The following is a 20,064-nucleotide window of genomic DNA, read 5'->3' on the forward strand; positions in this document are numbered from 1 at the left end:
CGCGCCCGCGGGGCTGCCGCGGGCGGCGCGGACCGGCCCGCCGGCCGGCCCTCGGGTCAGTTCAGCGTGGGGTCGTCCGGGTACGTCGCGAGCAGCGCCAACGGGCCGCGCTGGCGGCGCAGCACGGCGCGCCACAGCCGCTCCGGCTCGGGGCTGGAGATGTCCCCCGGCTCGCAGTCGACCAGGTACCAGGCCCCGGTGCCCAGCTCCGCCTCCAGCTGCCCCGGCGACCAGCCCGCGTACCCGGCGAAGATCCGCAGGCCGCCGAGCTCACCGGCCAGCACCTCGGGCGGCGCCTCCAGGTCCACCAGGCCGATCGCCCCGTGCACCCGGCGCCAGCCGAGCGGCTCCACGGTCTCCGGCTCGCCCGGTGCCACCGCCAGGCCGAGCGCGGAGTCCAGCGCCACCGGGCCGCCCTGGAACACCACGGCGGGGTGCCCGACGAGACCGCCCCAGCCGTCCAGCACGCTGCCCACCTCGACCGGCGTCGGCCGGTTGAGGACCACACCGAGCGCCCCCTCGGCGTCGTGGTCGAGGAGGAGCACCACCGCCCGGGCGAAGTTCGGATCGGTGAGCACGGGCGTAGCGACGAGCAATCGGCCGGTGTGCGACCGGCCTCCGTGCGTATGGGCCGCCGTCATGTCTCACATGATCCCGCAGAACCACCGGGGCCGGACACCTCGACGCGAAGCCGGCCGGCGAGGGCCCGCCACCCGCCGCGGACGGCGGCGCGAACACCCGTACGGACGCACCGGCGGGCGCGACACCCCCGGGCGGGAGCACCATCACGGGAGAGGCAGACGGGAACCACCGATACGCCTACTACCATCTACTGATGGTGGACGCCCTTATGCGGTGCCGACTCGGTCACGCCGGGGGCCCGAGCGCGCCCGTACGACCGGTCCACCGCCCGGCTCCCACCCGGAGCCGCACCCACTCCTCTGGCACCCCGGATTGCGAGAACGATGACCGACGACGTCCTGCTGGTCCACGGCGGAAACCCGCTCGAAGGCGAGATCCGCGTCCGCGGTGCGAAGAACCTGGTCCCCAAGGCCATGGTCGCCGCCCTCCTCGGGCAGGGCCCCAGCAGACTGCGCAACGTCCCGGACATCCGCGACGTCAAGGTGGTCCGCGGCCTGCTCCAGCTGCACGGGGTCACCGTGCGCACCGGTGACGAGGACGGCGAGCTGATCCTCGACCCCTCCCACGTGGAGAGTGCCAACGTCGCCGACATCGACGCGCACGCCGGCTCCTCGCGCATCCCGATCCTCTTCTGCGGCCCGCTGCTGCACCGCCTCGGCCACGCCTTCATCCCCGGCCTCGGCGGCTGCGACATCGGCGGCCGCCCGGTCGACTTCCACTTCGAGGTGCTGCGCCAGTTCGGCGCCAGCATCGAGAAGCACCCGCAGGGCACCTACCTGGTGGCCCCGCAGCGGCTGCGCGGCACCCGGATCGAGCTGCCCTACCCCTCGGTCGGCGCGACCGAGCAGGTGCTGCTCACGGCCGTCCTCTGCGAGGGCGTCACCGAGCTGCGCAACGCGGCCGTGGAGCCCGAGATCGTCGACCTCATCTGCGTGCTGCAGAAGATGGGCGCGATCATCACCATGGGCACCGACCGGACCATCCTGATCACCGGTGTGGACGAGCTCTCCGGCTACAACCACCGCGCCCTGCCGGACCGCCTGGAGTCCGCCTCCTGGGCCTGCGCGGCGCTGGCCACCAAGGGCGACATCTACGTCCGCGGCGCCCGCCAGCTGGAGATGATGACCTTCCTCAACACCTTCCGGAAGGTCGGTGGCGCCTTCGAGGTGGACGACGAGGGCATCCGGTTCTGGCACCCGGGCGGCGAGCTCAAGGCGATCGCCCTGGAGACCGACGTGCACCCCGGCTTCCAGACCGACTGGCAGCAGCCGCTGGTCGTCGCGCTGACCCAGGCGACCGGCCTGTCCATCGTGCACGAGACGGTGTACGAGTCGCGGCTCGGCTTCACCGGGGCGCTGAACCAGATGGGCGCGCACATCCAGCTCTACCGCGAGTGCCTGGGCGCCACCCCGTGCCGCTTCGGCGCCCGCAACTTCCTGCACTCCGCGGTCGTCTCCGGCCCGTCCAAGCTGATGGGCTCCGAGCTGGTCATCCCGGACCTGCGCGGCGGCTTCTCGTACCTGATCGCGGCGCTGGCGGCCGAGGGCACCTCGACCGTGCACGGCATCGACCTGATCAACCGCGGCTACGAGAACTTCATGGAGAAGCTGCGCGACCTGGGCGCCCACGTGGAGCTGCCCAACGAGCGGCTGGTCACCGCCTGACCCGGGGCCGGGTTCCCTCCGGGGAGCACGGCCGCACGGCGAGAGGCCGGGCTCCCCGAAGGGAACCCGGCCTCTCGGCGTTCAAGGGGTTGCTCAGGCGCCCTTGGCGGCTTCCTTGAGCTTGGAGCCCGCGCTCACCTTGGCGCTGTAGCCGGCCGCGATCTGGATCGGCTCACCGGTCTGCGGGTTGCGGGCGGTGCGGGCAGCGCGGTGGGTGCGCTCGAAGGTCAGGAAACCGGGAATGGTGACCTTCTCGTCGCCCTTGGCGACGACCTCGCCGACGATCTCGGCGAAGGCGGCCAGAACGGCGTCGGCGTCCTTGCGGGTCACCTCGGCGCGCTCGGACAGCGCGGCCACCAGCTCACTGCGGTTCATGTGTACTCCTGTGGTCTGTTCGCTTGCGGTGTGCGGGGGCCCATCGGTGCTCCCCTCCGGGGGCACCCGGACAGGCCGCAGGTCCGCACACAGTGCTCATTCAGGCAATGCGTGGTCGCAGGCCGGGTTCGCGCCCTGTGCCGCGGTCGGTGCCGTCGACGGCCCGTCTGCCTGCCTGGATACGAATCCTGCCCCGACCGGCCCCGAGAAAGCCAATCGGGCCCCGGCCGTGCCACCCGAACAAAGCCCGCCCGCCGGAGGTGTGACGCTCCGTCGGCTCCGGCGGACCGGGCGCGGGCGGCGGTCGGGACGACGCGCCGGAAGACCAGGGGGACGTTCCGTACTTGTCGGACACGCCTGCCCCGTGCAGGGCTACCGTACGCCCTAGGCCCGACAAGCCCAAACACGCCCCTCGCCCTTGTGTCGCAAGGGTTCGGGGCGGGCTTGGGCGGGTAAGGACGCTAATCGGTCATTTGACCGATCCGCGACACCTGTCGCGTACCGCCATCAGAGCTTGAAGACGGGGAAGGACGAGGTGTCGAGCGTGCCGACGATGCCCGGGGTCGGCCGGGACGGCGCCTGCTCCTCCTGGGGGCCGGCCAGGGCGGCGTCCCGGACGGCGGCGGCCACGGTCTTGGCGACGTCCTTGTGGAAGACGCTTGGGATGATGTAGTTGGCGTTCAGCTCGTCGTCCGCGACGGTGGTGGCCAGCGCGCGGGCGGCGGCGATCATCATCTCGGTGTTGACGGTCCGGCTCTGCGCGTCCAGCAGGCCGCGGAAGACACCCGGGAAGACCAACACGTTGTTGATCTGGTTCGGGAAGTCGCTGCGGCCGGTGGCGACCACCGCGGCGGTCTGGCGGGCGATCGCCGGGTCGACCTCCGGGTCCGGGTTGGCCAGCGCGAAGACGATCGCGTCCTCGGCCATGGTGGCCAGGTCGTCGCCGTCCAGCACGTTCGGGGCCGAGACGCCGATGAAGACGTCGGCGCCCGCCACGGCCTCCTTGAGGCTGCCGGTGCGACCCGAGCGGTTGGTGTGCTCGGCGATCCAGCGCAGCGAGTCGTTGAGGTCCTCACGGCCCTGGTGGACCACGCCCAGCACGTCCGCGACGGTGGCGTGCTCGACGCCGGCCGCGAGCAGCAGCTTGAGGATCGCGGTGCCGGCGGCGCCGGCGCCCGACATCACCACCCGGATGTCGCCGATCTCCTTGCCGACCACCTTGAGCGCGTTGGTCAGCGCCGCCAGCACCACGATCGCGGTGCCGTGCTGGTCGTCGTGGAAGACCGGGATGTCCAGGGCCTCGCGCAGCCGGGCCTCGATCTCGAAGCAGCGCGGCGCGGAGATGTCCTCCAGGTTGATGCCGGCGAAGCCGGGGGCGATCGCCTTGACGATGGCCACGATCTCGTCGGTGTCCTGGGTGTCCAGGCAGATCGGCCAGGCGTCGATGCCGGCGAAGCGCTTGAACAGGGCCGCCTTGCCCTCCATCACCGGCAGCGCGGCCGCCGGGCCGATGTTGCCCAGGCCCAGCACCGCCGAGCCGTCGGTGACCACGGCGACGCTGTTGCGCTTGATGGTCAGGCGGCGGGCGTCCTCGGGGTTCTCGGCGATCGCCATGCAGACCCGGGCGACACCCGGGGTGTAGATCATGCTCAGGTCGTCACGGTTGCGGATCGGGAGCTTCGAGGACATCTCGATCTTGCCGCCGAGGTGCATCAGGAAGGTGCGGTCCGAGACCTTGCCGATCGACACGCCGTCGATGGTGCGGAGCTTCTCGACGATCTCCTCGCCGTGCGCGACCGAGGACGCGGCCACCGTCACGTCGATCCGCAGGGCCTCCAGGCCGGAGGCGGTCACGTCGAGGCCGGTGACCGAGCCGCCGGAGGACTCGACCGCCGTGGTGATCGCACTGACGGCGTTGCCCCTGGCCGGGACCTCCAGCCGCACCGTGATCGAGTTGGAGACACTGGGCACCGTCGCCATCGACGTTTCCTTCTTCCGTCCGTCAGCTGCTTCAACAGAATGTTGAAGCCCTTCGCCTGCGCATGCTAGACCTCGATCGTCGCACCTACCAGGGCGAAGCCAGAAATAACGTTCATTGAGTGTGCGGACTCGACAACTTCTTGCCTCCCCGGGCAGATGCGTTACATTGGACGGGACACCGGCTCGATCCAAGCCCCCGGGCCCAACCTTCGTCCCTTCGAGGGACCACTTGCCGCGAGGCGAGCATGGCGGGTCGGTGTCATCAACGTCTGAAGGCCCCTCACCGCCGGTAAGGGGCCTTCTTCGTGCCCGCGGCACGCGACGGTCGGTCAGCCGTGCAGCAGCGCCGGCACCCCGGCCGCGTCCGGCAGGTCGTCCGGACCGGAGAGCACCGTCAGCCGCTGGGTCGCCCGGGTGAGGGCCACGTAGAGCACTCGCAGACCGGCCTCCGACTCGCCGGCGATCCCGGTCGGGTCGGCCACCACGGTCGCGTCGTACTCCAGTCCCTTGGCCTCCAGGCTGCCCAGGGCCACCGCGCGGGCGCCCAGGCCCTCGATCCAGCCGGCCGCCTCGGCCCGCCGGTCCATCGGCACGACGACCGCCACGGTGCCGTCCACCTCCGCCAGCAGCCGCTCCAGCTCCGCCCGGGCCGCCGCGCCGAAGGCCCGGGGCGACGGATCGGTGACGGCCGCGAAGCGCGGCTCCACGCCGACGTGGCGCACCGCGCTCGGCGAGGGCGTGCCCGGGGCCGCCAGCGCCAGCACCTTGGCCGCGACCTCGGCGATCTCGGCGGGGTTGCGGTAGTTCACGGTCAGCGTGAACCGCCGGCGCGGCTTGCCGGCCAGCACCTCGTCCAGCGCGGCCTGCGCCTCCTGCGGGAACGGCCAGGAGGACTGCGCCGGGTCGCCGACGATCGTCCAGGTGGCCATCCGGGCGCGGCGCCCGATCATCCGCCACTGCATCGGGGTGAGGTCCTGCGCCTCGTCCACGATGATGTGCGCGTACTCGGTGCGCTCCACCGGCACCTTCTCCCGCTGTCTGGAGCTGCGGTCGGCGAAGGTGGTGACCTCGTCCAGCCCGCTCAGCAGGTCCACCGCGTCCACCTCGCGGACCCTCGGGCGGGCCGCCTCGCCGAGCAGCACCTGGAGCTCGTCCACCAGCGCCACGTCGTGCGCCGACAGCGCGCCCTCGCCGCGCTCGGACAGGTGCCGCCAGGAGCCGGCCAGCACCCTGGCCTCCTCCGGGGTGACGGCGCGACGGGCGATCCGGTTGGTGTGCCGGCTCTGCTTCAGCGTGGCGAGCACCCGACGCGGGGTCAGCGCGGGCCACCAGGCGTCCAGGAAGTCCAGGAACGGCGCCTCGTCCGAGACGTAGTCGTCGAAGGACTCCTTCTCCTCCTGGCGCTGCTCCCGGGCGTAGTGGTCGGCGGGCCTGGGCAGGTGCCGGGTGAGCTCCTGCCAGAGGGCGTCCAGCAGCAGCCTGCGGGCGCGCGGGCGCAGCAGGTTCAGCGGGGTGCCGCCGGAGCCGATCACGTGGCCGCGGACGGCCTTCAGCCGGCCGGCGTCCAGCCGCAGCACCTCGCCGCGGGCGACCACCTTGAGCTCCTGCGGCGCGCCCAGCTCCAGGGCGCCCCTGGCGGCCCGGCGCAGCAGCTGCGTCATCCGGGCCGAGCCCTTGATCCGGGCCGCCTCCGGGGTGTCGTAGGTGCCCGCCTCGATGCCGTCCACCAGCGAGCCGACCGCGCGGACGGCGACCTGCCCCTCCTCGCCGAGCGAGGGCAGCACGCCCTCGGTGTAGGAGACCAGCAGCGGGGTCGGGGAGACCACCAGGATGCCCCCGGCGTAGCGGCGGCGGTCCTGGTAGAGCAGGAAGGCGGCGCGGTGCAGGGCGACGGCGGTCTTGCCGGTGCCGGGGCCGCCGGTGACCAGGGTGGCCCCGGCCGCGGCGGCGCGGATCACCTCGTCCTGCTCCTTCTGGATGGACGAGACGATGTCGCGCATCGAGTGGCTGCGGGCCCGGCCGAGCGAGGCCATCAGCGCGCCGTCGCCGACCACGGCCAGCTCGCGGCCGTCCAGGGTGGGGGTCAGGTCGGGGCGGAGCAGGTCGTCCTCGACCCCGATCACCCGGCGGCCCTTGGACCGGATCACCCGGCGGCGGACCACCCGGCCCGGCTCCAGCGGCGTGGCGCGGTAGAACGGCGCCGCCGCGGGCGCCCGCCAGTCGATCACCAGCGGGCCGTACTCGGCGTCCAGCACCCCGAGCCGGCCGATGTGCAGGGTCTCGGCGACGGCCGGGTCGGCCGGGTCGAGCGGGGTGTCCGAGGGGATGCCGTGCTCCTCCGGCGCATCGGCCTGCTGGAGGTCGATCCGGCCGAAGAGGAAGTCCTCGAATTCGTTGTTGAGCCGCTGGAGGTGCGCGCCGGCTCGGTACACCTGGGCGTCGCGCTCGGCGAGCGCGCCGGGGGTGCCGACCTGCACGCGCTTGGCGGCGTCCTCCAGGATGTACTCGGCCTCGGCGAGCTTCTCCTCCAGGCGGTGGTAGACCGTGTCGAGGTGACGCTGTTCCCCGGCGATCTCGCGCTCGCGGACGGTCTCGGAATCGGTGACGGCGGTGGTGTCCGTGTTGCTCTGCATGGCCTCGGTGGTTGCGGCGGAGTACTGGGTGGAGCCGGTCTCGCCCAAGAAGCCCCCTGACGTACGTCCTGCGGTGGATGGGGTCCGGCCCGGCGAAACGAGCGGACGGAAAATCCTACGCCCCCACCCCTCCCCCGCGCCGCACCAGGGCCGGAATGTGGCGCGGGAGGCTCCGGACGGGGCCCGGGACGCACGAAGGCCGCCCCCCGCTGAGCGGTGGGCGGCCTTCGATCTTCAAACATGGGGTGGTGGAGATGCCGGGAATCGAACCCGGGTCCAGTGGAGTGGATTCAGGACTTCTCCGAGCGCAGTCCGCTGTGATTTTCTCGGCCCTGGCGGTCACGCGGACAAGCCGCCAACAGGCCCAGCTGCTGTTTGATTTCCCCTCCACCCCCGCAGCCCGGGTGGACGGTTGAGTTCCCTAGATTATGCCAGGGTCCGGGTCGGGAACTCCCCGGTCTGACACCCAAGCGCTATCGGTGCTTATTAGGCAGCGAGAGCGAACTGCTGGGAATCGCGCTTAGAGTTGGCGATTATTTGTTTGCGACAGATGGTTAACGAGATCATTGCCGCGTTCCTCGGCTCGCTTCTCCTGTTTCGACTTCCCCTGTCGAAACCGATCATCCCCATGTTTTGTTGAGAAACAACTCGGACGGCGAACCGTCCGTGGTGCTGGCGCCATACTACGCGAGGCGGCCTGCGAGGGTCCAGCGGATTAACTCCGACGTGGCCGCCGGGTCACTGCTGGCGCCGCCGGGCGGCGGCGACGGCGCGGGCCGTCTCGCGGGTGTCCTGCTTCTCCCGCAGCGTCTGGCGCTTGTCGTACAGCTTCTTGCCGACGGCGAGTGCCAGTTCGAGCTTCACCCGGCCGTCCTTGAAGTACAGCGAGAGCGGGATCAGGGTGTGGCCCGCGTCCCGGACCTTCGCCTCGATCTTGTGGATCTCCAGCCGGTGCAGCAGCAGCTTGCGCTTGCGCCGCGCGGCGTGGTTGGTCCACGTCCCCTGGGTGTACTCGGGGATGAAGACGTTGTCGATCCAGGCCTCGTGGTTCTGGATGTAGGCATAGCCGTCGACCAGGTTGGCCCGCCCCTCGCGCAGTGACTTGACCTCGGTGCCGGTGAGCACGAGACCGCACTCGTAGGTGTCGAGGATGGTGTACTCGTGTCGCGCCTTCTTGTTCTGCGCGATCAGCTTGTGTCCGGTTTCCTTTGCCATAGCGCCGCCATTCTCGCACCTCGACGCGGTGGCGGGCAGCTCCTTTACCCGCGGTGCCTCAGGTCCGGGTGCCGAGGCCGGCGAGCACCCGCAGGGCCAGCGCGCCGGCGTCCTCGGTGCCGGACGCGGGCACGTCGGGCACCAGGCCGGCGCCCTCCGGGGAGCGGCCGGCGGGGGTGTAGTAGCGCCCGACGGTCAGCTCCAGCACCGCGCCGTCGGCCAGCCGGCTGGGCTGCTGGACGGTGCCCTTGCCGAAGGTCCGGCCGCCCACCACGACGGCCCGGCTGCGGTCCTGGAGGGCGCCGGTGAGCAGTTCGGCGGCGCTCATGGTGCCGCCGTCCACCAGCACCACCAGCGGGGTGCGCTGGTCGCCGCCGGGCGGGGCGGTCAGCTCGCGCGTCCCGCCGCGCTCCTGGTAGGAGCCGACCGGGCCGCCGTCCAGGAAGACCGCGGCGGTGCCGGCGGCCTCCTCGACCAGCCCGCCGGAGTTCCCCCGCAGGTCGAGCACCACCCCGTGGGCGCCGTGCACGGCGGCGCGCACCTGCTCGGCGACGCCGCTGGTGAAGGCCCGCACGGTGATCCGCACGACCCCCTTGTCCAGCCGCTCCACCGCGACCTGCTGACTGTCCAGCAGGGCCCGCCGCAGCCGGACCTCGCGGACCTCGCCCTCGCCGCGCCGGACGGTCAGGGTCACCTCGGAGCCGGCCTGGCGCTCGCCCTCGCGGCCGCGCAGCCGGGCGACCACCTCGGTGACCGGCAGCCGGTCGGCCTGGTCCGCGTCGATCGTCAGCAGCCGGTCGCCCACCGCGATCCCGGCGGCGGCGGCCGGACCGGCCGGCAGCACCTGGGAGACCGTGGTGACGCCGTCCTGGCCCCGGCCGACCGAGAGGCCCACGCCGAGGTAGCGGCCGTCCAGTCCCTGGCTGAACTCGGCGTACTCCCGCGCGCTGTAGTAGGCGCCCCAGCGGTCGCCGGTGGCGCCGATCAGGTGCTCGGCCTGCTGCTCGGAGAGGGCCGCGCCGGCCGGGTCCTGGCCGGCCCCGACCGTGGCGACGGCGGCCGGGGCCGCGTCGCCGGAGGGGCGCGGGTGCGGCGCGGCCGGGTCGCCCCAGGCACCGGTCGCGGCCCCGGCCAGCAGCACGGCGCCGAACACCAGGCTGAGGGTGACCACCTGACGTGCTCTGCGCGGAGTTTCTGGCATGGCATCGGAGTGTAGGCGCAGCGTGCGGGGCGGTGGGCCGGATCGGCCGACGGCGAAACCCCGACGGCCCCGGACGGCGCAGTGCCGTCCGGGGCCGTCGGGGCCGCGCGGGGTCAGACCTTGAGGTACTTGCGCAGGGTGAAGAACGCCGCGATGCCGGCCATGCCCATCCCGACCACCACCAGCAGCGGTATCACCGCCAGCACCGAACCGAGCCCGATGAAGTGGATGAACTGCACCCGCTCGGCCAGCCAGCTGTGGACGAAGAAGTGCCCGCCGAGCAGCAGTCCGGAGGCCATCACCGCGCCGAGCAGCGCGGCGAACGCCGCCTCGGCGATGAAGGGCATCTGGACGTAGAAGTTCGAGGCACCCACCAGGCGCATGATGCCGGTCTCGCGCCGCCTGCTGAACGCCGACACCCGGACGGTGTTCACGATCAGCAGCAACGCGACGAAGAGCATCAGCACCATGATCACGAAGGCCGCGGTCTGGAGACCGTTCAGCAGGCCGAACAGGTTCTCCAGGATCTTGCGCTGGTCCTCGACCGACTTCACCCCGGGCTTGCCCGCGAAGGCGCTCTGGATGACGTCGTACTTGGTCGGGTCGTTCAGCTTCACCCGCCAGGACTGCGGGATGGCCTCCGGGCCGAGGACGGAGATGAGCGGGTTGTCCGGGTTCATCTCCTTCCAGTGCTTGTAGGCCTCGGCGGAGTCCTCGAACACGGAGGACTGGACGACCGAGTCCATCTTGTCGAGCTGGGTCTTGATGTCGGCGATCTGCTGGTCGGTGGCCGCACCCGCCTGGCACTGCGGCGAGTTGCGGGCATCCGCCTTGGTGCAGAAGTAGATGCTCACCTCGACCTTGTCGTACCAGTACCCCTTCATGGAGTTCACCTGGTCACGAACCAGCAGGGAGGCACCGGCGAGGGCGAGGGAGAGCGCGACACTGACGACCACCGCGATGGTCATCGTCAGGTTGCGGCGGAGACCCACACCGATCTCCGACAGGACGAACTGGGCGCGCATGCGGGTAACAACTCCAGGGTCGGTTGCTGGTCGGGCGAGACGGGCCGGCGGCCTACGGGATCAGTGCTGGTACCCGTAGACGCCGCGGGCCTGGTCGCGGACCAGCAGCCCCTTGTCGAGTTCGATGACGCGCTTGCGCATCTGGTCGACGATGGCCTGGTCGTGCGTGGCCATCAGCACCGTGGTGCCGGTGCGGTTGATCCGGTCCAGCAGCTTCATGATGCCGACCGAGTTCTGCGGGTCGAGGTTGCCGGTGGGCTCGTCCGCGATCAGCAGCATCGGGCGGTTCACGAACGCCCGGGCGATCGCGACGCGCTGCTGCTCACCACCGGAGAGCTCGCCCGGCATGCGGTCCTCCTTGCCGCCGAGGCCGACCAGGTCCAGCACCTCGGGCACCACCTTGTTGATGGCGCTCTTGGGCTTGCCGATCACTTCGAGGGCGAAGGCCACGTTCTGCGCGACCGTCTTGTTGGGGAGCAGGCGGAAGTCCTGGAAGACGGTGCCCAGCTGGCGGCGCATGTGCGGCACCTTCCAGTTGGACAGCTTGCCCAGGTCCTTGCCCATCACGTGCACCTCGCCGGTGCTGGGGCGCTCCTCGCGCAGGCACAGGCGCAGGAAGGTGGACTTGCCCGAGCCGGACGAACCGACCAGGAAGACGAACTCACCCTTCTCGATCTCCAGCGAGACGTTGTCCAGGGCGGGACGGTTCTGCTTGGGATAGGTCTTGGAGACGTTGTCGAATCTGATCACGGCTGCATCACGGAGGCCATCCTAGGCGGCGCCAGTCCTCGGTCGGTCCACCCCGGGCGCCCGGCCCGGGGGCGGGCGGCGGGAGCGGAAAGGGCCACTCCCGGCTTGGGACCATACGCGAACCGGCGTCCGGCTCGCAGGGCCGGTCCGGGACGGAAACCTCATCTTGGGAGATAATGTCCGGTTATGCCCGGAAAATTTGGAGGCATCTCACAGCCCGGGGGCCGGAACGGTCGGAACCTGGCAGAGTGGAGGTGGTGGCCGGGGCCGGCCACTCCCCCGCACAGGGCAAGAACAGGAACCAAAGCCCCGTCCGGTGCGTTGGCAGTAGCAGCGAGGAGGAGATCGCATGACCTGCGACCATCTGGTGTGCGCCAACTGCAACGGCCGCGTGAGCGATGGCCGCTGCCCCGTGTGCCGCGCCAACCGGGCCCGGCTGCAGGAGCAGCAGGGTCCGTTCGCCGCGCTCTCCCCCGTGATGCTGCTGGCCCTGCTGGCCGGGCTGATCGCGGTGGCACTGATCGCCCGGCAGGCGCTGGCCTGAGCCACGACGGACAGCCGGAAGGCCCCCGACGGATCCTTGGTTTCAGGATCTCCGTCGGGGGCCTTCCGTCGTTCACGCTCAGTTCGCGGCAGTCTCGCGCTGCTTGCGCCAGCGGATGCCGGCCTCGATGAAGCCGTCGATGTCGCCGTCCAGCACGCCCTGCGGGTTGCCGACCTCGTACTCGGTGCGGACGTCCTTCACCATCTGGTACGGGTGCAGCACGTAGGAGCGCATCTGGTTGCCCCAGGAGCTGCCGCTGTCCTTCAGCGCGTCCATGGCCGCCCGCTCCTCCTGGCGCCGCCGCTCCAGCAGCTTGGCCTGGAGGACGTTCATCGCGGACGCCTTGTTCTGGATCTGCGAGCGCTCGTTCTGGCAGGAGACCACGACGCCGGTCGGGAGGTGCGTGATGCGCACCGCCGAGTCGGTGGTGTTGACGCCCTGGCCGCCGGGGCCGGACGCGCGGTAGACGTCGATCCGCAGCTCGGACTCGTCGATGTCGACGTGGTCGGACTGCTCGACGACGGGGAGCACCTCGACACCGGCGAACGAGGTCTGCCGGCGGCCCTGGTTGTCGAAGGGCGAGATGCGGACCAGGCGGTGGGTGCCCTGCTCGACCGAGAGGGTGCCGTAGGCGTAGGGCGCCTTGACGGTGAAGGTCGCGGACTTGATGCCGGCCTCCTCCGCGTACGAGGTGTCGTACACCTCGGTGGGGTACCCGTGCCGCTCGGCCCAGCGCAGGTACATCCGCATCAGCTGCTCGGCGAAGTCGGCGGCGTCCACGCCACCGGCCTCGGCGCGGATGTTGATCAGCGCCTCGCGGGCGTCGTACTCGCCGGACAGGAGGGTGCGGACCTCCAGCTCCTCGACCGCCTTCATGACGACCCCGAGCTCCTGCTCGGCCTCGACGCGGGTGTCCGCGTCGTCCTCGGCCTCGGCGAGCTCGAACAGGACGCCCAGGTCGTCGATGCGGCTGCGCAGGCCTTCGACGCGGCGCAGTTCACCCTGGAGGAAGGAGAGCCGGCTGGTCACCTTCTGCGCGTTCGCGAGGTCGTCCCACAGGTCGGGGGCGGCTGCCTCCTCCTCCAGACGCGCGATGTCGGCCCGGATCTTGTCCAGGTCGAGGACTGCCTCGATCGACCCCATGGTCGTGTCGAGGTTCTTGAGCTCTTCGGAAGGATCGACGGCTGCCACGCACCCAGGGTAATGGTTCCGGGGGGGCACCTGGCGACACCGGGGTCGCCGGGCCTCCTACGGGGCCCGCGGCGGCGCGGAGTGGACGGCCGGACGGGGCGCCTGCCCGCCCTCCGGCGCGGTGGCGGCGAAGGCGGTCCAGGCGGCGGCCGCACCGGCCAGCAGCAGCACGGTGGCCAGCAGGACGGCCAGCAGCCGGCGGCGGCGCAGCAGGGCCTGGCGGTCCCGGCGGTGGGTGGCGCCCGGGGCGGTGCGCTGCGCCCGGGACTCGGCGGCGTAGGAGGCCAGCTCCTGCGCGGAAGGGCGGCGCAGGCTGGTGTGGGTGTCCCGGGTGGAGTCGGGGGCGACCCCGGGCACCAGCGGGACGGCCGGGCCGCGGCGGCGCTTGTGGGCGCCGGGGGCGGCGTCCACCTCGGCGTACACCGCCTCGCCGGGGGTCAGCTGCTCCTCGGCCGGGGTCCGGCCCTGCTGCGGGACGGCGAGCACCGGCAGTCCGGCCAGCGCGGGCAGCTGCTCGCGGAGCCGGGTGGCCAGCTCGGCGGCGCGCAGCCGGGAGGCCGGGGCCTTGGCCAGGCACTCGGCGATGATCCGCCAGAGGCCGTCGGGCAGACCGGGGACGGGCGGCACCTGCTCGGTGACGTGGCGGCGCAGCACGGCGCCGGTGTGGCCGCCGCCGAACGGGGTGGAGCCGGCCAGCAGCTCGTAGAGCACGGTGGCGAGCGCGTAGATGTCGACGGCGGCGCGCGGCTCCAGGCCCTCGATGATCTCGGGGGCGAGGTAGTCGGGGGTGCCGATGATCCGGGTGGCGCGGGTCCGGCGCGGGGCGTCGACCAGGCGGGCCACGCCGAAGTCGGTCAGCTTGGCGCGCGGGGCGCCGCCGGGGCCGGGCGCGGCGGCGAGGTCGAGCAGGACGTTCTCCGGCTTGACGTCGCGGTGGACGATGCCGGCGGCGTGCGCGGCGGCCAGGCCGTCGGCGACGTCGGCGATGACCGAGACGGCGGTCTGCGGGGCGAGCGCGCCGTCGCGCTCCAGCCGGGAGCGCAGGTCGGTGCCCTGGACCAGCTCCATCACCAGGGCGAGGTCGCTGCCGTCGACCACCATGTCGCGCACGCCGACCACCCGGGGGTGGTCGAGGCTGGTCAGCGCGGCGCGCTCCTGGACGAAGCGGCCGACCAGGACCTGGTCGGCGGCGAGGTCCTCGCGCAGCAGCTTGACCGCGACCGGGCCGTCCGGGCCCTCACCGAGCCAGACCGTCCCGGCGGAACCCCGGCCGATCACCTGGTGGACGGTGTAGCGGCTGCCGATCTTGCGTGCCAATGCTGCTCCGTGGGCGGCGGGAGCGCGCGGGGGAGGGTCCGGTGCGCTCGGTGGGGCGGGACAACAGCGACCAACCTACGCGCCCGAACGCCCTTCGCGGGCCGCCTGAGGGCGCTCGGCGGGCACTGGCGGGCGAGAAATCTCGTGGATTGTCGACAAAGCGTCAATGTTGCCGCCGGGCCCGGCCCCTGGCGCGGCGCCGGGCCCCCGCGGTCAGTTCTTGGAGCTGCCGACGATATTGCTCACCCAGTCGCTCGCACTGCTGAACCAGTCCTGGACGTCGGCCCAGTACTGCGGGAGCGGTGTGAAGTTCCACAGCGCCACCGCCGCCACGGCCAGCACCAGCAGCACCATCAGACAGCCCTTGAGGCAGCCGAGGCCCGGGATGTACATCCGGTTGCGGCTGCGCCGGCGCGGCTCGCGGGCCGGCGCGGCCTCCCGCCGGGCGGGCTCCGGCGGTGCCTCGCGGCGCTGCGGGGGCTCCCGCCGCTGCGGGGCGGGCGGCTCCGCCCGGCGCTGCGGCGCGGGCGGCGGCGGGGCCTGGTAGCCGCCGGGCGGGCCGGCCTGCGGCTGCTGCTGCCCGTAGGGCTGCGGGGCCTGGTTGTGCTGCGGGGCCTGGTTGTAGCCGCCCGGCGGCTGCGGGCGGCCGCCGGGGGCCTGGCCCCCCTGCCCCGCCTGGTAGGGCGGCGGGGCCACCGGCGGCCGCTGGGCGTAGCCGGGCGGCGGGGCCTGCTGGTAGCCGCGCGGCGGCGGCTGCTGGGGGTAGCCCTGCGGCCGGGGCGGACCGCCCTGGCCGCCCTGGTCGGGCCGGCCGCCCGGTCGGGCCTGGTACGGCGGCGGGGCGACCGGCGGAGCCTCGAAGTCCGCCGGGTCGAAGTAGCCGATCTCGGTCTGCTGGTTGCGGTCGCGGGCGGCGCGCAGCTGGCTCTGCCAGGGGTGCGGCGCCTCCGGCTGCGGCGGTCCCGGCGGGGTGGGCGGCATCACCTGGGTGCGGTCCGCGGCGCCGTACGGGGCGGCCGGCGGCGGCTGGGTGCCCATCACCCGGGTCGCGGCGGCCGGGTCGTAGTGCTGCCCGCCCGGCTGGCCGGCCGGCAGCACCTGGGTCCGGTCCTCCGTACCCGGCCCGCCCGCGGCGGCGTCGGGCAGGACGCCCGGCGGGTGGCCCGGCACGGCGGCCGGCTGCGGGTCCGGCAGCAGCAGCGCGCCCACCGCGAGCGCCGCGTCCACCGCCGCCGGGGAGGCGTGCACGCCGACCCCGGCCGCGACCACCCGCAGCGCGCGGGCCAGCGCGACGGCGCTCGGCCGCTGCGCCGGGTCCTTGCGCAGGCAGCGCTCGATCACCGTCCAGAGCGGGTCGGGCATGGTGGAGGGCCGCTGCGGCTCCTGGGCGAGGTGCGCCTGGAGGATCTGCAGCGGGCCGTCGCCCTGGAACGGCTGGCGGCCGGTGACCAGCTCGTACAGCATGATCCCGGCGCCGTAGACGTCCACCGCGGAGGTCTGCGGGCGGCCCTCGGCGGACTCGGGCGCGACGTACGCCGGAGTGCCGACGAACTCGTGGGTGCGGGTGATGCCGGGAGAGTCGGCGAGGCGGGCGATGCCGAAGTCGGTCAGCATCGGGTGCATCTGCTCGGTGCCGTCCACCACGGTGGAGGCGAGCAGCACGTTGGCCGGCTTGAGGTCGCGGTGGACGACGCCGTCGGCGTGGCTGGCCGCCAGCGCGTCGGCGACCTGGGCCATCAGCAGGGCGCCGGCGATCGGGCTGAACGGACCGTTGCCGCGCAGGTAGCGGGCCAGGTCGGGGCCCTCGATCAGGTCCATCACCAGGGCCAGCAGCTCACCCTCGACCACCAGGTCGCGGACCTTGACGATGTTGGGGTGGGTCAGCCGCAGCAGCAGCGAGCGCTCGCGCAGGAAGCGCATCACCACGTCGGGGTCGGCCGCGAGCTCCTCGCGCAGCACCTTGATCGCCACCGGCTGCCCGGGCTCGCTGCCGGGCACCGCGACATCCGCGCGGACCCGTCCGCGCCAGACGGTGCCGGTGGCCCCCCGTCCGAGGGTCTCCTCAAGCAGATACTTGCTGCCGACTGGCCGCACCTGTCGCACTCCTCGCCGTGCCGCCCGCGCGGGGCGCTCCTCCGCAGGTGCGGTGAGCCTGCCGGGCCCGTGTTGCGGCCACTCTAACCGGGTCCGTTCACGTTTTCGGGGCGACCGGCGAGGGTTCCGGACGGGTCTGGGGGACATCCCCTAGGGGGGTCCCCGAGGCCGGCGGGCCGGGCGTTCGGGGGGACGGTTGACCTGACCCTCCGTCGCCCCCACCATGGCGATGATCGCAAGATCGTCAAATCCGGTACCGTGCGCGGACTGTCGGTGACGGATGGCAGGATGACAGTCGCCACTCTTGTGGCCCACCGTCGTCGCAGCCGCCCGCAGGGGCGTCCACCGCAGGCAGCCCGGGCAGCAAGCGTCAGCACCAGGCGTCAGCACCAGCAGAAGGGACCGCGGGCGAGATGCAGATCCGGCTGACCGTCCTCCGACCGCGCAGCGGCCCGGCAGCCGCCGGCTCCGCCATCCCCTACGTGGACGTGCTGGTCACCGCGCCCGTCGGCACCGCGCTCGGCTCCCTCGCGGGCGCCCTCGCGGGCGCCGTGGGCGTGCGCGGCCCACGAGCCGCCACCCATGTACACCTGTACGCCGGGGCGCACCGGGTGGACGAGCACACCCTGCTCGGCCACCCCCCGCTGCTCGACGGCGCCGTCCTCAGCCTCAACGAGCCCGACCCGACCGCCGACGACCCGGACGACGGCCCGGCCGCCGCCGAGCTGCGGGTGGTCGGCGGCCCCGACGCCGGCGGCGTGCACCGCCTGCACGGCCGGGAGATCCGGGTCGGCCGCTCCGGCGAGGCCGACGTCCCGCTCGACGACCCCGACGTCTCCCGCCTCCACCTGGCGCTGCACCTCGGGGAGGACGGCCGGGTCACCGTGCGGGACCTCGGCTCCACCAACGGCACCACCCTGGACGGCCGGATCGTCCCGCCTGGACCGCCCGAGGAGGCCGTCCCGCTGGAGGGCGGCGCCCTGCTGCGGATCGGCGAGTCCACCCTGCGGGTCACCCCGCCGGATCCCGGGTCCGGCCCGGGCGCGCCCGCCCGTGCGGCGCTGCCCGACGGCCACGGCCACCTCCAGCTCGCCGCACCCGCCCCCGCGCGGCCCGCGCCGCCGGTGGCCGAACCGCCCGTCGCGCCCGAGCCCGCCCCCGGCCGCGGCCGGGGCCTGCTCTCGCTCCGGCTCGGCCGCGCCGGCGCCGAGCCGCCCGGCCAGGAGAGCGCCGAGCGCCACCACGCCGCCGTCCGCACCCGGCAGGCCGCCGCCCAGCGCGAGCGCTGGCCCGACCTCGCCACCCTGCTGCTCAACGCCCTCGGCCCGGGCCCGCGGCTCTGGGAGCGCGGCCCCGGCCACCCCGACGCGCTCACCCTGCGCCTCGGCACCGCCGACCGGCCCGGCGGGCCCGGCACCACCCCCGGCACGCTGCTGCCCGCCGTCCCGGTCACCCTCGACCTGCAGACCGCCGGCAGCCTCGGCCTCAGCGGCCCGCGCGAGCGGCTGGACGCCCTCACCCGCGCGGTCGTCGCCCAGCTGGCCGCCCTGCACCCGCCCACCGGCCTCAGCCTCGTCGTGGTCGACGCCGACCCGGCGCGGCCCGCGCAGGACCGCGTCGACACCTGGGCCTGGGCGCTGTGGCTGCCGCACCTGCGCCCCGTCGACGGCCAGGACTGCCGGCTGCTGATCGGCCTCGACGACGAGCAGGCCACCGCCCGCCTCGCCGAGCTCACCGCCCGGCTCAGCGGCCCGGTCGGGCTCGGCGGCCACCCCGCCACCGTGGTCGTGGTCGACGGCCGCCCGCCCGGCGACGCCGCCCGGCAGGCGCTCGACCTGCTGCTGCGCCAGGGCCCGGCCGTCGGCATCTTCCCGATCTGCCTCGCCGAACAGCCCGAGCTGCTGCCGCGCGGCGTCGGCGCCACCGCCCTGATCACCGGCGAGGTCGGCACCCAGCTCTCCCTCGACCGGCCGGTCGCCCGGGGCCGCGAGACGCTGCACGAGGTCTCGCTGGACGCCGTCTCCGACGTCTGGGCCGAACGGCTGGCCCGCGTCCTCGCCCCGCTGCGCGAGGCCGTCCCCGCCGCCCGCGGCCCGCTGCCCGACGCGCTGCGCCTGCTCGACCTGCTGCAGCTCGACACCGTCACCCCGGCCAAGCTCTCGGCCCGCTGGGCCGCGCACGCCGGCGGCATCGGCGCCGCCACCGCCCTGCTGGGCACCACCCGCGACGAGCTCTGCACCCTCGACCTCGCCGACCCCGAGCTCACCCTGCCCTCGCCCGACCCGGGCGGCCCGCACCTGCTCATCGGCGGCGCGCGCGGCTCGGGCAAGACCGAGCTGCTGCGCACCCTGGTCGCCTCGCTGGCCGTCTCCGAGCGGCCCGAGCGGCTGGCCGTCTCCCTCATCGAGGGCCGGGCGACGGAGGAGGGCCTGGACGGCTGTACCGAGCTGCCGCACGTCACCGGGCTGGTCAACGCCGCCACCGACCCGCGCGCCGCACTGCTCGCGGCGGAGGCACTGGAGGACGAACTCGCCCTGCGCGAGCGGCTGTTCGACGGCCTGGACTTCGCCTCCTGGCACGCGGCCCGCATCTTGGACGGCGAGCGGGGCCTGGCCGGAGAGCGAGGCCTGGACGGCGAGCGCGGGCAGGACGACGCCCGGGGCCTGGAAGCGGGCCGGCCGGCCGTCCCGGTACCCGCCGCGGTCGGCGCCGCCGGCACCACGGCGCCGGCGACCACCGCCAGGATCATCCACCCCCGCAGCGGCGACTCCCCCCGGTCCGCCGCCGCCCCGGCCCCCGTGGTGCCCGCCCGGCTGGTCGTCGTGGTGGACGACTACGACGCCCTGCTCGCCCCGACCTCCCCGGCCGGCCGGCCCCTGGCCCGCGCCCTCGCGGCCGTCGCCCGCCGCGGCGGCCCGCTCGGCGTCCACCTCGCCGTCACCACCGGCCGCCCCGAGGAGAGCGCCGGCACCGAGGTCGACGAGGCCGCGCTGCTGCGGATCGCGCTGCGCACCGACGACCCGGCCGACTCGGACCTGCTGATCCACCTCGGTGACGCCGCCGCCCTGGGCGAGGACACCCCCGGCCGCGGCTATCTGCGGCTGCCGGACGGCGGTGTCACCGCGTTCCAGAGCGCCCGGATCAGCGGCCGCATCCCGCGGACCGCCACCCTGCGGCCGACGGTGGTCGCGATAGACCCGCTCCAGCTCGGTGCCCCGCCGGCCCGCCGGCCGGTGCGCGAGCTCGGCAACGGCCCGACCGACCTCGCCCTGCTGGCGAGCGCGCTCCAGCGGGCGGCCACGCACTGACCCGGCGGCGGGGGGGGGGGGGGGGGGGGGGGGGGGGGGGAGAGAAGGAGGGGGGGGGGGGGGGGGAGAAAAAGAGGGGGAGAGGGGTACGCCGCGGGTACGCGTAGGGAGGGCTACCGGCGGTG

General features: G+C 73.7%; 14 protein-coding genes and 1 other RNA gene. 3 read left to right on the forward strand and 12 right to left on the reverse strand.

Annotated features, from left to right (window positions below; all coding sequences use genetic code 11):
- Nucleotides 1–56: 56 nt before the first annotated feature.
- Complete coding sequence (locus ACZ4UX_RS22010) at nucleotides 57–641, reverse strand: YqgE/AlgH family protein (protein ID WP_329487876.1); 585 nt, start codon at nucleotides 639–641, stop codon at nucleotides 57–59.
- Between the two features lie 324 nt (nucleotides 642–965).
- Between ACZ4UX_RS22010 and murA the strand changes: the two genes are divergently transcribed.
- A complete protein-coding gene (murA, locus tag ACZ4UX_RS22015) occupies nucleotides 966–2,306 on the forward strand; it encodes a UDP-N-acetylglucosamine 1-carboxyvinyltransferase (protein ID WP_329487877.1) in 1,341 nt (446 codons plus the stop codon).
- 93 nt (nucleotides 2,307–2,399) lie between these two features.
- Here the strand turns inward: murA and ACZ4UX_RS22020 are convergent, their stop codons facing one another.
- From ACZ4UX_RS22020 to ftsE, 8 genes are all read right to left on the reverse strand, one after another.
- Nucleotides 2,400–2,681, reverse strand: a complete 282-nt coding sequence (locus tag ACZ4UX_RS22020; protein ID WP_030059737.1) for an HU family DNA-binding protein — start codon at nucleotides 2,679–2,681, stop codon at nucleotides 2,400–2,402.
- A 507-nt stretch (nucleotides 2,682–3,188) separates the two neighbouring features.
- Nucleotides 3,189–4,661: an NAD-dependent malic enzyme gene (locus ACZ4UX_RS22025; RefSeq protein ID WP_329487878.1), complete on the reverse strand. Its 1,473-nt coding sequence runs from the start codon at nucleotides 4,659–4,661 to the stop codon at nucleotides 3,189–3,191.
- Nucleotides 4,662–4,990: 329 nt separating this feature from the next.
- A complete protein-coding gene (locus ACZ4UX_RS22030; protein ID WP_352296299.1) occupies nucleotides 4,991–7,294 on the reverse strand; it encodes a HelD family protein in 2,304 nt (767 codons plus the stop codon).
- A 246-nt stretch (nucleotides 7,295–7,540) separates the two neighbouring features.
- Nucleotides 7,541–7,922: a transfer-messenger RNA gene (ssrA, locus tag ACZ4UX_RS22035) on the reverse strand.
- Between the two features lie 110 nt (nucleotides 7,923–8,032).
- The gene (smpB, locus tag ACZ4UX_RS22040) at nucleotides 8,033–8,509 is read right to left on the reverse strand and encodes an SsrA-binding protein SmpB (protein WP_329487879.1); all 477 of its coding nucleotides are present in this window, start codon (nucleotides 8,507–8,509) and stop codon (nucleotides 8,033–8,035) included.
- Between the two features lie 58 nt (nucleotides 8,510–8,567).
- Nucleotides 8,568–9,710, reverse strand: a complete 1,143-nt coding sequence (locus ACZ4UX_RS22045; RefSeq protein WP_465707884.1) for a S41 family peptidase — start codon at nucleotides 9,708–9,710, stop codon at nucleotides 8,568–8,570.
- A gap of 113 nt (nucleotides 9,711–9,823) precedes the next feature.
- The gene (ftsX, locus tag ACZ4UX_RS22050; RefSeq protein WP_329487881.1) at nucleotides 9,824–10,735 is read right to left on the reverse strand and encodes a permease-like cell division protein FtsX; all 912 of its coding nucleotides are present in this window, start codon (nucleotides 10,733–10,735) and stop codon (nucleotides 9,824–9,826) included.
- Nucleotides 10,736–10,795: 60 nt separating this feature from the next.
- Nucleotides 10,796–11,485: a cell division ATP-binding protein FtsE gene (ftsE, locus tag ACZ4UX_RS22055; protein ID WP_329487882.1), complete on the reverse strand. Its 690-nt coding sequence runs from the start codon at nucleotides 11,483–11,485 to the stop codon at nucleotides 10,796–10,798.
- 349 nt (nucleotides 11,486–11,834) lie between these two features.
- Between ftsE and ACZ4UX_RS22060 the strand changes: the two genes are divergently transcribed.
- A complete protein-coding gene (locus tag ACZ4UX_RS22060; protein WP_329487883.1) occupies nucleotides 11,835–12,029 on the forward strand; it encodes a hypothetical protein in 195 nt (64 codons plus the stop codon).
- Between the two features lie 78 nt (nucleotides 12,030–12,107).
- Here ACZ4UX_RS22060 and prfB read toward each other — a convergent pair whose 3' ends face one another.
- The 3 genes from prfB to ACZ4UX_RS22075 form a co-directional block, all read right to left on the reverse strand.
- A complete protein-coding gene (gene prfB / locus ACZ4UX_RS22065) occupies nucleotides 12,108–13,220 on the reverse strand; it encodes a peptide chain release factor 2 (RefSeq protein WP_329487884.1) in 1,113 nt (370 codons plus the stop codon).
- A 57-nt stretch (nucleotides 13,221–13,277) separates the two neighbouring features.
- Nucleotides 13,278–14,537 (reverse strand): serine/threonine-protein kinase, encoded by a 1,260-nt coding sequence (locus ACZ4UX_RS22070; protein ID WP_359809219.1) that lies wholly within the window; start codon nucleotides 14,535–14,537, stop codon nucleotides 13,278–13,280.
- Between the two features lie 213 nt (nucleotides 14,538–14,750).
- Nucleotides 14,751–16,631, reverse strand: coding sequence for a serine/threonine-protein kinase (locus ACZ4UX_RS22075; protein ID WP_465707885.1), 1,881 nt, complete (start codon nucleotides 16,629–16,631; stop codon nucleotides 14,751–14,753).
- 413 nt (nucleotides 16,632–17,044) lie between these two features.
- Here ACZ4UX_RS22075 and ACZ4UX_RS22080 point away from each other — a divergent pair, with 413 nt between their 5' ends.
- Nucleotides 17,045–19,939, forward strand: coding sequence for an FtsK/SpoIIIE domain-containing protein (locus tag ACZ4UX_RS22080; protein ID WP_465707886.1), 2,895 nt, complete (start codon nucleotides 17,045–17,047; stop codon nucleotides 19,937–19,939).
- Nucleotides 19,940–20,064: the final 125 nt, after the last annotated feature.

The sequence above is a fragment of the Kitasatospora sp. NPDC028961 genome (genome assembly GCF_055564815.1).